11 protein-coding genes are annotated in these 11,801 nt (G+C 63.9%); 5 read left to right on the top strand and 6 right to left on the bottom strand.

The genetic code is table 11. From position 1 onward, the window contains the following. Window positions 1–33: 33 nt before the first annotated feature. Complete coding sequence (gene xdhC / locus EN859_RS14280; RefSeq protein ID WP_127853464.1) at window positions 34–1,029, top strand: xanthine dehydrogenase accessory protein XdhC; 996 nt, start codon at window positions 34–36, stop codon at window positions 1,027–1,029. Window positions 1,030–1,041: 12 nt separating this feature from the next. On the opposite strand, the gene dps is transcribed toward xdhC, so the two are convergent. The 4 genes from dps to EN859_RS14260 all read right to left on the bottom strand — a co-directional run bounded on the left by dps (window position 1,042) and on the right by EN859_RS14260 (window position 4,956). Further along, window positions 1,042–1,530 carry a DNA starvation/stationary phase protection protein Dps gene (gene dps, locus EN859_RS14275; protein WP_127853465.1) on the bottom strand — a complete coding sequence of 163 codons (489 nt, stop codon included), beginning with the start codon at window positions 1,528–1,530 and terminating at the stop codon, window positions 1,042–1,044. 161 nt (window positions 1,531–1,691) lie between these two features. After that, window positions 1,692–2,960, bottom strand: coding sequence for an LLM class flavin-dependent oxidoreductase (locus EN859_RS14270; RefSeq protein WP_127853466.1), 1,269 nt, complete (start codon window positions 2,958–2,960; stop codon window positions 1,692–1,694). After that, the gene (locus EN859_RS14265) at window positions 2,957–4,039 is read right to left on the bottom strand and encodes an LLM class flavin-dependent oxidoreductase (protein WP_245525572.1); all 1,083 of its coding nucleotides are present in this window, start codon (window positions 4,037–4,039) and stop codon (window positions 2,957–2,959) included. Before EN859_RS14265 ends, EN859_RS14270 begins: the two co-directional genes overlap by 4 nt. Next, window positions 4,036–4,956: a LysR family transcriptional regulator gene (locus EN859_RS14260; RefSeq protein ID WP_127853467.1), complete on the bottom strand. Its 921-nt coding sequence runs from the start codon at window positions 4,954–4,956 to the stop codon at window positions 4,036–4,038. The genes EN859_RS14265 and EN859_RS14260 overlap by 4 nt, the downstream gene beginning before the upstream one ends. A 237-nt stretch (window positions 4,957–5,193) precedes the next feature. Between EN859_RS14260 and EN859_RS14255 the strand changes: the two genes are divergently transcribed. From EN859_RS14255 to EN859_RS14240, 4 genes are all read left to right on the top strand, one after another. Further along, a complete protein-coding gene (locus EN859_RS14255) occupies window positions 5,194–6,411 on the top strand; it encodes a urate hydroxylase PuuD (protein ID WP_127853468.1) in 1,218 nt (405 codons plus the stop codon). A gap of 4 nt (window positions 6,412–6,415) precedes the next feature. Continuing rightward, the gene (gene guaD / locus EN859_RS14250) at window positions 6,416–7,726 is read left to right on the top strand and encodes a guanine deaminase (protein WP_127853469.1); all 1,311 of its coding nucleotides are present in this window, start codon (window positions 6,416–6,418) and stop codon (window positions 7,724–7,726) included. Between the two features lie 156 nt (window positions 7,727–7,882). Beyond that, window positions 7,883–8,386: a heme-degrading domain-containing protein gene (locus tag EN859_RS14245; RefSeq protein WP_127853470.1), complete on the top strand. Its 504-nt coding sequence runs from the start codon at window positions 7,883–7,885 to the stop codon at window positions 8,384–8,386. Next, window positions 8,383–9,642, top strand: a complete 1,260-nt coding sequence (locus EN859_RS14240; protein WP_127853471.1) for a glycerate kinase — start codon at window positions 8,383–8,385, stop codon at window positions 9,640–9,642. The genes EN859_RS14245 and EN859_RS14240 overlap by 4 nt, the downstream gene beginning before the upstream one ends. 2 nt (window positions 9,643–9,644) lie before the next feature. Here EN859_RS14240 and EN859_RS14235 read toward each other — a convergent pair whose 3' ends face one another. Together EN859_RS14235 and EN859_RS14230 are read right to left on the bottom strand one after the other, a co-directional pair. Continuing rightward, window positions 9,645–10,346 (bottom strand): UdgX family uracil-DNA binding protein, encoded by a 702-nt coding sequence (locus EN859_RS14235; RefSeq protein WP_281015612.1) that lies wholly within the window; start codon window positions 10,344–10,346, stop codon window positions 9,645–9,647. 60 nt (window positions 10,347–10,406) lie between these two features. Continuing rightward, window positions 10,407–11,792, bottom strand: a complete 1,386-nt coding sequence (locus tag EN859_RS14230; RefSeq protein ID WP_189501962.1) for a glutamine synthetase family protein — start codon at window positions 11,790–11,792, stop codon at window positions 10,407–10,409. Window positions 11,793–11,801 lie beyond the last annotated feature (9 nt).

The raw sequence follows: 11,801 nt of genomic DNA, 5'->3' as shown, positions 1-11,801 counted from the left end.
GAAACTGTATATTCCTAGCCGGGAATACAAAAGATGAACTCGAAAGTGCAAAGCCTGAAAGCCTTTCTTGCCGATGCCGGCCGCGTCGCGCTGGTCGAGGTTGCGGCGACGAAAGGCTCTACGCCGCGCGAGAAGGGCGCCTTCATGCTGGTCTCGGCAACGGGTATCTTCGGCACCATCGGCGGCGGTCAGCTCGAATATATGGCGATCGACAAGGCGCGGCAGATACTTTTCTCCCCCCTTGAGGGGGAGATGGCAGTGGAGCAGCCAGAGGGGGTCGGTAGAAGGAGTGCGCGACCTGAGAAAATGTCGAGCACTGCCGCGGCGACCCCACCCGACGGCTTCGCCACCACCCTCCCCTCAAGCGGGAGGGTTACCCGCGCCACGCTCGATATCCCGCTCGGGCCCGAAATCGGCCAGTGCTGCGGCGGCAGGGTCGAGATATCGATCCGGTTGGTCGATAAGGCCCTTGCTGCCGAATTGGTGCGCAATGCCGAAGCCGAGGAAACGCATCTGCCCCACGTCTACATCTTCGGTGGCGGCCATGTCGGCCAGGCGCTGGCTTCGGCCCTGGCCCTGTTGCCGGTGCATGTCGTCGTCGTCGAGACGCGGGCCGAGGCGCTGGAAGGCATGCCGGAAACGATCGAAACCAGCCTGACGCCGATGCCCGAGGCAATGGTGCGCGAGGCTCCGGCCGGCTCCGCCTTCGTCGTCCTCACCCACGACCACGCGCTGGATTTCCTGATCGTCGCCGAGGCGCTGAAACGCGATGATGCCGCCTATGTCGGCATGATCGGCTCCAAGACCAAGAAGGCGACGTTCAAGAACTGGTTCCTGAAGTCGGCGGATGGCGGCGATGCGGAATTTGCCCGCCTCGTCTCGCCGATCGGCGGCGATGCGGTCAAGGACAAGCGTCCGCAGGTGATCGCCGCACTTGCCGCCGCCGAGATCATGACGGCACTGGCCATCCGCGCAACGGCATCAGCCGCTCCGCGTCCGGCCTTGCACGGCAAGGCGATGGCCGGCTGACGCTCTCTCCGGCTATTCGTTTTCCTGTGTGTGCGCTTCCAGGAACCACAGCAATTTGTCGAGCGCACGCGAATAGGCGGTGAAGATGTCGGCGGTGTCGGCGTCGCCGGCACCCGCTGCTTCGTCGATCGCCGCCCGCGTCAGCTTGGCGGTCGCGGCATAGCGGTCGATCAGCGCCGCCAGATGATGCCTGGTCTTGTGGATGTCGGTCGGGTAGGGCTTCAGCATGGTGGCCTTCGACACCTCCTGCGACGTGCCAAGCGCGGTACCGCCGAGTTGCACCGCACGTTCGGCAATGGTGTCGACATGGTCGTCGATCTCCTTGCGGAACATGTCCAGCATCTCATGAATGGCAATGAACTGCGGACCCTTGACGTTCCAGTGCGCCTGCTTGGTGATCAGCGCCAGGTCGATGGCGTCGGCAAGGCGGGCATTGAGAAGATCGATACACTCTTTCTTGGCGTTGGATTTCAGGTCGTTCCTGGTGACGATGGCATCCATGGTTGGCTCCTGTAGCGGTTTCATCCGCGTCGGTTGCAGAGGGGGCTGCATGTGGAAGGGGTGGCCTCGAATTGCGGAGCAGACGCCCTCACCGTCGCGCGACCGGTACGGCCCAAAACGGCGATGCGCCACTTTCGTTCCGCTTGGCGGAGCTGCTCATTCTACATCGGGCGTTTCAAGCCCAGATGTTCGCGCAGCGTGTGGCCTTGATAATCCTTGCGGAACAGGCCGCGCCTCTGCAGCTCTGGCACGACGAGCGCGGCAAAGCTGTCGAGTTCGCCAGGAAAATAGGATGGCATGACGTTGAAACCGTCTGCCGCGCCGCCCTCGAACCGTGCCTGGAGCTCGTCGGCGACCTGGACCGGCGTTCCGACGACGCGCCAGTGGCCGCGAGCGCCGGCGAAGTGGCGCGCCAAATCCCGGATGGAGAGGTTGTCCCGGCGTGACTGCTCGATGACGAGAGCTTGCCGGCTCTGCATTCCCTCGCTTGCCGGAAGCTCCGGCAACGGTCCGTCTATGGGATAGCGCCACAGATCGGATATGCTGAGATAGCTGGAAAGCAGCGCAACGCCGACATCGTCGGGGATCAGTTGCTGCAGTTCCTCATGCTTTGCCCGGGCTTCCGCTTCGGTCGCCGCAACGATCGGTGCGACGCCCGGCATGATCTTGATGTCGTCCGGCTCGCGCCCATAGGCCGCCAGGCGCCCCTTGAGATCGTCGTAGAAGGCTTTCGCCTCCTCGAATGTCTGCGCCGCAGTGAACACGACATCAGCGGTGCGGGCGGCAAGGTTCCTGCCCTCGTCCGACGCTCCGGCCTGGACCATGACCGGTGCGCCCTGGGGTGAGCGCGGCAGGTCGAGCGGGTCCCGCACCGAAAAGCTTTTGCCTTGGTGATCGCGTCCGGCAACATCGCCGGTGCCCCGCCAGAGGTCTTCGACCACGGCAGCGAATTCGCGCGCCCGCTCGTAGCGGTCCGCGTGTGGGCGCAGGCCGGTTGAGCCGAAATTGGCGGCTTCGATGTGGCTGGCGGAGGTGACCAGGTTCCAGCCGGCTCGCCCGCCGCTCAGCTGGTCGAGCGAAGAAAACGCGCGCGCCAGCCCATAGGGCTCGTTGTAGCTTGTCGATGCCGTCGCCACGAGACCGATGCGGTTCGTCTGGACAGCGAGTGCGGCCAGCAGGCTGATCGGCTCAAAGCCGATCGAGCGTGACGTCTGGCTGGCGATGCCGGCATTGGCCTCGCGCACGCCGGCGGCATCCTCGCAGAAGATGAGGTCGAATTTCGCCGCCTCCGCCGTCCGCGCCAGCTGGATGTAATGTTCGATGTCGACACCCGCCATCACATGCGCCTGCGGATGGCGCCACGCAGCAATGTGATGGCCGGTTGCCCACAGAAAGGCGCCGAGCTTCATCTGGCGTCGACGGGCGGTCATTGGTCATCCCCCGGGTCAAGTCCGAGATGGGAGCGCAGCGTGGCATTGCGATAGTCCGACTGGAGAAGGCCGCGACGACGAAGCTCCGGCAGCACGAGATCGACGAAATCGTCGAGCGCCGACGGCGGCATGAGGATGTTGAAACCGTCGCAAGCTTTCGACCGGAAGCACTCTTCGAGCCCGTCGGCGACGGCCTCCGGCCCGGCCGCGATTTCAGCACCGCGGGCTTCCGCCTGTGCTCCTGTACCGTCGATCACCGGCGCGACGTTCATCAGCACCTTCAGCGCGCCCGGACTGCGCCCGCAGGCAAGCGCGCGGCGCTTCAGATCGTCATGGAGCGCTTTCGCGGGCTCGGCCGTTTGCTCGTCGAGCAAGATGACATCGGCGACGCGGGCGCCGATGTCTATGTCAGGCTCCGACAGGCCGGTCATGACAAGCACCGGTGTATCCTGCGGCGAGCGTGCAACGTTCAGCGGCCCACGTACGGAAAAATACTCGCCCTTATGGTCGAGAAGGTGCATCTTTTCGGGATTGAAGAAGCGGCCGCCGCGCTTGTCGAACAGCAGGGCATCCGCATCCCAGCCTCTCCACAAGCCCTGGACAATGTCGATGAATTCCTCCGCGCGCCGGCGAAAATCGTCGCGGGAAAATCCTTGCGGGCGGCTGAAATTTGCCGCCTCGCGCGGTTCAGGAACTATCGTCGCATTCCATCCGGCACGGCCATGGCTGATGATGTCGAGCGAGGCGAAACGGCGCGCCAGATTGTAGGGTTGGTGGGCAACCGTCGATGCCCCGGCGACCAGGCCGATCCTGTCGGTCACCGTCGCCAGTGCCGCCAGCAGGGTCGTCGCTTCGAACGGCACCTGCCCGTTCGGTGCGTCGCTGCCAGCAACCGGCGCAGAATCGGCAAGCAGCACCATGTCCAGCCCTGCTGCTTCGGCCTTTTGCACGAACCGGGCCAGATGGCTGAAATCCGGACCGGCGGCGGCCGGCACCTCGGAAGAAGTTCTTCGCGGCAACAGCGAAACGGCGAGATGCATCGTAGCGCCGTTGCCACGGTAGTTCGAGCTACGCATCATTTGCCTGCCAGAATATCCTTGATCAGCCGTTGGCAGCGCTCGGCCATGAAGTCGAGCAGCAGTCGCACTTTCGGGTCCTGCAGCTTCCTGTGCGGATAGATGGCGGCGAGCTGCACCGGCGTCGGCGGCGTTTTGCTCAAAATTACCTTCAGCCGCTGGTCGCGGATGAACGGCTCGACCTCAAAGCGTGGCTTGTTGATGATGCCACGTCCGGACAGCGCCCAGCCGGTCAGCACGTCGCCATCGTCGGTGTCGTAAGGCCCGTGTACCTCGAATTTCTGCGGCCCATTGGCCGTCTGCAGCGTCCACACATATTCGCGCGCGCCGGCATAGCGCAGCATCAAGCAGTCGTGCTTCTTGCCGATCAGCTCCTGTGGCTCGGTCGGTTCGCCGCGCGCCTCGAGATATTTCGGCGCCGCCACCAGCACCCGTTCGCATTCCATGATGCCGCGCATCCTGAGACTGGAATCCTCGATGATGCCCAGCCGGAAGGCAACGTCGATACCTTCCTTCATGATATCGACATTATGGTCGGAAAGCCGCAGCCTCACTTCGATATCGGGATATTTGTCGTGGAAATCGGGAATGCCGGATGCCACCAGCCGCCGGCCGAGGCCGAGCGGCGCCGTCACCCGGATGGTGCCGCGCGGCTGGCCGGACAAGGCGCTGACCGCGGCTTCCGCCTCGGTGATCGCCTCCAGCACCTGCTTGGCGCCGGAGTAGAATACCGTGCCATGCTCGGTCGGCATCAATTGCCGCGTCGTGCGGTTGAACAGCCTGACGCCGAGGTGTTTTTCCAGCTCCTTGATACGGTTGGAGGCGACCGCCGGCGAAATGCGCATGTCGCGGCCGGCAGCCGACAGATTGCCGAGCTCGACGACACGGACGAAGACGGCGATGTTGTCGAGATAGGCCATGCAATCACCTTCGCCGGTTGTCGGCGATCAGCCTAGCGCATGACCCCGAAAATCGGAATCGATTTTCGGAAAGGATCATGCGCCAGATAAAAAGTGCTACAGCGTCCTTTGCGCGTCCAAGTGGACGCGCGCCGCTGTAGTATTTTCCAATTTTTTTTGAAAGTCATCGTGCAGCTCGGCTCTTTCCGTTTGCGCTCCAGTCCGTAAAGTCACCTGATCGGCAGGGACGATCTTTCAATGATGGATTTCGCGATTTTCTGGGACTGGCTGAGTTTCGCCGTGCGCTGGCTGCATCTCATCACCGGCATTGCCTGGATCGGCTCGTCCTTCTATTTCGTCGCGCTCGATCTCGGCTTGCGCCAGCGACCGGGCATGCCTGCCGGCGCCTTCGGCGAGGAGTGGCAGGTGCATGGCGGCGGCTTCTACCACATCCAGAAATATCTGGTGGCGCCAGCCGAAATGCCCGAGCACCTGACCTGGTTCAAATGGGAATCCTACGCCACCTGGCTGTCGGGCTTCGCCATGCTGTGCGTTGTCTATTATGCCGGGGCGGACCTGTTCCTGATCGATCCGAATGTGCTCGCCATGTCGGTGCCGGTCGGCATCTTGCTGTCGCTGGCGACCATCGGCGTCGGCTGGGTGGTCTATGATCTCCTATGCCGTTCGCCGCTCGGCAGGAGCGACACCGGCCTGATGCTGGTGCTCTATGGCGTGCTGGTGTTCATCGCCTGGGGGCTCACCCATCTGTTCACTGGCCGCGCTGCCTTCCTGCATCTTGGCGCCATCACCGCAACCATCATGTCGGCCAACGTCTTCATGGTCATCATCCCCAACCAGAAGATCGTCGTTGCTGACCTCATCGCCGGCAGGAAGCCCGATCCGAAATACGGCAAGATCGCCAAGCAGCGCTCGCTGCACAACAACTACCTGACGCTGCCTGTGCTGTTCCTGATGCTGTCGAACCACTACCCGCTGGCATTCGGCACCCAGTTCAACTGGGTCATCGCCTCGCTGGTGTTCATCATCGGCGTGCTGATCCGGCACTATTTCAACACCGTGCATGCGCGCAAGGGCAACCCGACCTGGACCTGGCTGGCCGCCGCCATCCTGTTCGTCGTCATCATCTGGCTGTCGACGGTGCCGAAGGCGCTGACCGGCGAGGTCAAGGCATCCTCGACGGCCGAGCTCTACGTCGCCTCGGCGCATTTCCCCGCCGTGCGCGACACCGTGCTCGGCCGCTGCTCGATGTGCCATGCAACAGAGCCGTCCTACGAAGGCATCTACCATGCACCGAAGGGCGTGATGCTGGATACGGATGCCGGCATCGCCGAGCACGCCCGTGAGATCTACCTGCAGGCCGGACGCAGCCACGCCATGCCGCCGGCCAACGTCACCCAGATCACCGACAAGGAACGGGCGCTCTTGGTGGCCTGGTTTGAAGGTGCGGGAAAGTAAAAGCATGACCACACTTCTGCGCGGCCGCACGCTGTCCTTCCTGCGCTGGCCCGAAAGCATCGACGATCATTCCGCCTGGCGCTACGAGGACGACGGCGGCCTGCTCGTCCGCGACGGCAGGATCGTTGCCGCAGGCGCCTATGCCGATGTTGAGAGGAAGGCGGGCGAAGGGGCGAAAAAGATCGACCATCGGCCGCATCTGCTGCTGCCGGGGTTCATCGATGCGCATGCGCATTTTCCCCAGATGCAGGTCATCGCTTCCTACGGCGCCGAGCTGCTCGACTGGCTGAACACCTACACCTTTCCCGAGGAAACCAAATTCCGGAACGCCCAGCATGGCCGTCGCATCGCCAGGCTGTTCCTCGATGAGATGCTGCGCCACGGCACGACGACGGTCGCCGCCTATTGCTCGGTGCACAAGGGCTCGGCCGAGGCGTTCTTCGCCGAGTCGCATGACCGCAACATGCTCAACATCGCCGGCAAAGTGATGATGGACCGCAACGCGCCGGAGGGCGTGCTCGACACGCCGCAGTCGGGGTATGATGACAGCAAGGCGCTGATCAAGGAATGGCACGGCAAGGGGCGCCAGCACTATGCCATAACGCCGCGCTTCGCCATCACCTCTTCACCCGAGCAGATGGAAATGGCGGGCGCGCTGTGCCGCGAATATCCCGGCCTGCACGTGCAGACGCATCTGTCGGAAAACCACGCCGAGATCGCCCTTACCCAGCAACTCTATCCGCAGGCGCGCGACTATACCGACGTCTACGAGCATTATGGGCTGCTGGGTCGCAAGAGCCTGTTCGGCCACTGCATCCATCTTTCGGAACGTGAGGCGGATGCGCTTTCGGATACGGGCTCGGTGGTGGTGTTCTGCCCGACCTCCAACCTGTTCCTCGGCTCGGGCCTGTTCGACTACCAGCGCTATCGCCGTCGCGAAAAGCCGCTAAGGATCGCGGCTGCCACCGACGTCGGCGGCGGCACCAACTATTCGATGCTGCGCACCATGGACGAGGGCTACAAGATCATCGCGCTGAACGGCGAGAAGCTCAACCCGTTCCAGTCCTTCTGGCAGCTCACCCGTGGTAATGCCGAGGCGCTGTCGGTCGCGGAAAAGGTCGGCACGCTGGAGGAAGGGACAGACGCCGACATCGTCGTCCTCGACGCCTGCGCCACGCCGGCGATGCTGCTCAGGATGGAGACGGCGGAGACGCTGGCGGAGGAACTGTTTCTGCTGCAAACGCTTGGCGACGACCGCGCCGTACGCGAGGTCTATATCGCTGGCCGGGCGGCGAAGTCGGACATGGCGGCATAGGTATGTTGAGATTCAGGTGATGCCGACGGCTTGCCCTGAATCTCGACACAGCTGAAGCAACCGGCTTCATGCCCGGCAAATTTGGAAGTGGCGCTGACGCTTGACCCGACAGAGCTTGTCGTACAAACGAGCCGTGACAATTCCGGAGGATGAAAAATGGCCGTTGCGGACGATATCGCTCTGATCAAGAAACAAGAAACCACGCTCGTTTTCTCGGCCTTTGACGAGGCCGTCGCTTTCCAGATAGGCTCGGCGATCCGCGACCGGGCTTTGGCCGAAAACCTGCCGATCATCGTCGATGTCAGAACCTTCGACCGGCCGCTGTTCTATGCGGCAATGCCGGGCTCGAACGCGTCCAATCCCGATTGGGCGCGGCGCAAGATCAACGTCGTGCGGCGGTTCCTGAAAAGCACCTATCGCATGGTATTGGAGCAGCAGCGCCCCGACCGCAGCTTCAAGGTCGGCGAGGGTTTGGACATTGCCGACTACGTGCTGGCCGGCGGCGGCTTTCCGGTGACCGTCAAGGGCGCCGGCGTCATCGGCGTCGTTGCCGTCTCAGGGCTACCGGAGCGCGAGGATCACGGTGTCGTCGTCGATGCGCTATGTGCCCACCTCGGCATCGACGCGCACAAGCTGGCGTTGCCGCCGGAAGCAAAATGACAGACCCCAAATCCTTCCTGACGTCCATCTTCAACGCCGCCGTCGCCGCCGCCGACCCGGAAAAGACGATCCGCAGTCATTTGCCGGCGAGGCCGAAGGGCCGCACCATCGTTGTCGGCGCCGGCAAGGGCTCGGCGCAGATGGCGGCTGCCTTCGAGAAGGTATGGGACGGCCCGATCGAAGGGCTGGTCGTCACCCGCTATGGCTATGGCGCGAAATGCGAGCGCATCGAGATCGTCGAGGCGGCGCATCCGGTGCCGGACGCCGCCGGCCTCGAAGCCTCGCGCCGGCTGCTCGAGAAGGTGCGCGGGCTGACATCGGACGATCTGGTGGTGGCGCTGATCTCGGGGGGCGGCTCGGCGCTGCTGCCCTCGCCCGCCGCCAGCCTGACGCTGGCCGACGAGATCGCGGTCAACGAGGCGCTACTCGCCTCCGGCGCGCCGATCGCCGCCATGAATACCATCCGCAAGCATGTTTCGACCATCAAGGGCGGCAGGCTGGCGGCCGCCACCTACCCGGCTAAGGTGGTCTCGCTTGTGGTATCAGACATTCCCGGAGACAATCCGGCGCTGGTCGCCTCCGGCCCGACCGTTCCCGATTCAGGCAGCCGTGAAGAGGCGCTGGCATCGATCGCCGCCTATGGGATGAAGCTGCCGGCCTCGGTCATGGCGCATATCAATTCGCCGGCCGCAGATGCGCCGCGCCCGGAGGATCCGCGCTTTTCGCGCAACGAAGTGCATCTGATCGCCTCGGCCGGCGTGTCGCTGGAAGCGGCTGCGGCGGAAGCCGGGCGGCAAGGCATCGAGGCGGTCATCCTCTCCGATTCCATCGAGGGTGAAGCGCGCGAGGTCGGCGGCATCCATGCCGCGATCGCCCGCGAAGTCGCGACGCGCAACCGGCCTTTCCAAAAACCGGTGCTGATCCTGTCCGGCGGCGAAACGACGGTGACCTTGCGGGCGAAAGGCAAGGGCGGCCGCAACTCGGAATTCTTGCTCGCCTTCGCCGTCGGCATCAGCGGCGCGCAAGGCATTCATGCGCTGGCCGCCGACACCGACGGCATCGACGGTTCGGAAGACAATGCCGGCGCCTTCGCCGACGGCTCGACGGTGTCGCGGATGCGGACGGCTGGCGTCGATGCCAAGGCCATGCTCGCCGGCAACGATGCCTGGACGGCATTCCATGCCATCGGCGATCTTTTCGTGCCCGGCCCGACCGGGACGAATGTCAATGATCTGAGGGCGATCCTGATCAGATAGGCTTAAGCGGCCATCAGCGTCTTCACCGCCCTCATGTCCTGCAAGAACCGCTCGCGTTCGGCTTGCTTGTCCTCCGCTTCCTGTATGCGCAGCAGCAGGGACGGGTGGATGGTGATGAACACGCGCAGGCCGTCGGCACGTTCCACGACCTTGCCGCGCATCTTCATGATTGGCACAGCCTTGCCGAGCAGCGACTGCGCCGCTGTTGCGCCGAGCGCCACCGCCAGATTGGGCTTGATCAGATCGAGCTCTTTGTCGAGCCACCAGCGGCAGGCCTGCACCTCGCCGGCATTCGGCTTGGAGTGGATGCGCCGCTTGCCGCGCGGCTCGAACTTGAAATGCTTGACCGCATTGGTGACGTAGACTTTCAGCCGATCGACGCCGGCGTCGTCCAGGATTGCATCGAAGACCCTGCCCGCCGGACCGACGAAAGGTTTGCCGACCAGATCCTCCTGATCGCCAGGCTGTTCGCCGACGAAAATCACCTTGGCATTCTCCGGCCCTTCGCCGAACACCGTCTGCGTCGCGTTGCGCCATAGCGGGCAGCGGCGGCAGGTTTTCGCCACCTCGCTCAGTTCGGCAATCGTGGTTGCGCCGTCGACCTCCGCCGCCTCAGGCGGCCCACGCTTCGGCCAGCCTCTTGCCTGCACCTTGTCGTGATGTGGCGCGGGATTTGTCGGCATCCTGTCCGCTCCTGTGACCAGATGCGGAATGAGCGAACCCACAGAAAGGTTCCGCCGAAGTTGGTTCGACGCAGACGCGCCCTACACCTCATGCAGATAGAGGTGATAGTCCAGCTCGCTGACCGTGCGCGCCACGCGCAGATATTCTGATTGCTTGATCGCCACGAAGGTCCGGTGCAGGTCTTCGCCCAACGCCCCTTTGAGGAAGGTCGACGCCCTCGCCGCCTCGATGGCGGCGCGCCAATCCACCGGCATGGTGGTGCGCGTGACTGCCGATTCATAGCCATTGCCGGTGGTTTCGGGGCCGGGATCGAGGCCTTCGTCGAGGCCCTTGACGATGCCGGCCAACACCGTTGCCGCCACCAGATAGGGGTTGGCATCGACGCCGGAAGGGCGGTGCTCGATGCGGCGGTTTTTCGCATCACCCGCCGGCACGCGCAGAGCCACCGAACGGTTGTTGACGCCCCAGGTCGGCGCCACCGGAGCGTAGGACTGCGAGACAAAGCGCCGCCATGAGTTCGCATGCGGCGCGAACACCAGCATCGATTCCGCCATGGTCTGGATGAGGCCGCCGAGGCCGCGCAGCAGCGGCAAGGACCAGGTCTCGCCGCCAGCCTCCGTGAACACGTTCCTGCCGGCATCGTCGAGCAGCGAAACGTGGAAATGCATGCCGGAGCCGGCATATTGCTCGATCGGCTTGGCCATGAAGCAAGCGGTGACGCCATGGCGGCGCGCCTGCGCCCGCACCAGCCGCTTCAGCATGACGAGGTCGTCGGCCGCCCGCATCACATCCTTGCGGTAGTTCAGCGTCAGCTCGTACTGGCCGGGCGCATATTCCGAAATGACCGTCTCGGCCGGAATGCCTTGCGTCCTGGCCGCGGCATAGATGTCGGAAAACAGCGGTTCCATGCCGTGCAAATGGTCGACGGAATAGACCTCGGTCTTGGCAGAACGGCGGCCATCAAGCACAGCGTGCGCCGGCCGCACCTTGCCGTCGGCATCGCGCTCGTTGGCGAGCAGGAAGAATTCGAGCTCGAAGGCGCCGGCCGGATGCAGGCCCTTGGCCGTCAGTATGTCCACCTGCCTTGCAAGCGCCAGCCGCGGATCGGAGGACATCGGCTGGCCGTCGAGATGGTACATCGTCATCAGCACCTGGCCGCGCGCCGGCTGCGTGCCGAACAACGGCACCAGCGTGCCGGGGATCGGCCATGCCCGCAGGTCGCCATCGCCTGTCGTCCAGATCAGCCCGGTCTCGTGAACATCCTCGCCGGTGATGTCTAGGCCGAGGATCGAGATCGGCATGTGCCGGCCATTCTCATAGATGCTCTTCAACTCATGCCGGCGCACGATCTTGCCGCGCCCGACGCCATTGGCGTCGGTCAGGACGATGTCGAAGGCCTCGATTTCGGGATGGGCGTCGAGAAAGCCTTGCGCCTCGGCGGGCGTCGAGCCCGAAGGTGAGGTCATGATGGCACT

The organism is Mesorhizobium sp. M00.F.Ca.ET.216.01.1.1 (assembly GCF_004010325.2).
Taxonomy (GTDB): domain Bacteria; phylum Pseudomonadota; class Alphaproteobacteria; order Rhizobiales; family Rhizobiaceae; genus Mesorhizobium.
This window is presented reverse-complemented; position numbering and strand designations above follow the sequence as displayed.

Coding starts and splice junctions, on each gene's coding strand:
- EN859_RS14270 (WP_127853466.1), bottom strand. CDS start 2,960: ATGACCGCCCGTCGACGCCAGATGAAGCTCGGCGCCTTTCTGTGGGCA.
- EN859_RS14245 (WP_127853470.1), top strand. CDS start 7,883: ATGGCCGTTGCGGACGATATCGCTCTGATCAAGAAACAAGAAACCACG.
- guaD (WP_127853469.1), top strand. CDS start 6,416: ATGACCACACTTCTGCGCGGCCGCACGCTGTCCTTCCTGCGCTGGCCC.
- xdhC (WP_127853464.1), top strand. CDS start 34: ATGAACTCGAAAGTGCAAAGCCTGAAAGCCTTTCTTGCCGATGCCGGC.
- EN859_RS14265 (WP_245525572.1), bottom strand. CDS start 4,039: ATGATGCGTAGCTCGAACTACCGTGGCAACGGCGCTACGATGCATCTC.
- EN859_RS14230 (WP_189501962.1), bottom strand. CDS start 11,792: ATGACCTCACCTTCGGGCTCGACGCCCGCCGAGGCGCAAGGCTTTCTC.
- dps (WP_127853465.1), bottom strand. CDS start 1,530: ATGGATGCCATCGTCACCAGGAACGACCTGAAATCCAACGCCAAGAAA.
- EN859_RS14260 (WP_127853467.1), bottom strand. CDS start 4,956: ATGGCCTATCTCGACAACATCGCCGTCTTCGTCCGTGTCGTCGAGCTC.
- EN859_RS14240 (WP_127853471.1), top strand. CDS start 8,383: ATGACAGACCCCAAATCCTTCCTGACGTCCATCTTCAACGCCGCCGTC.
- EN859_RS14255 (WP_127853468.1), top strand. CDS start 5,194: ATGATGGATTTCGCGATTTTCTGGGACTGGCTGAGTTTCGCCGTGCGC.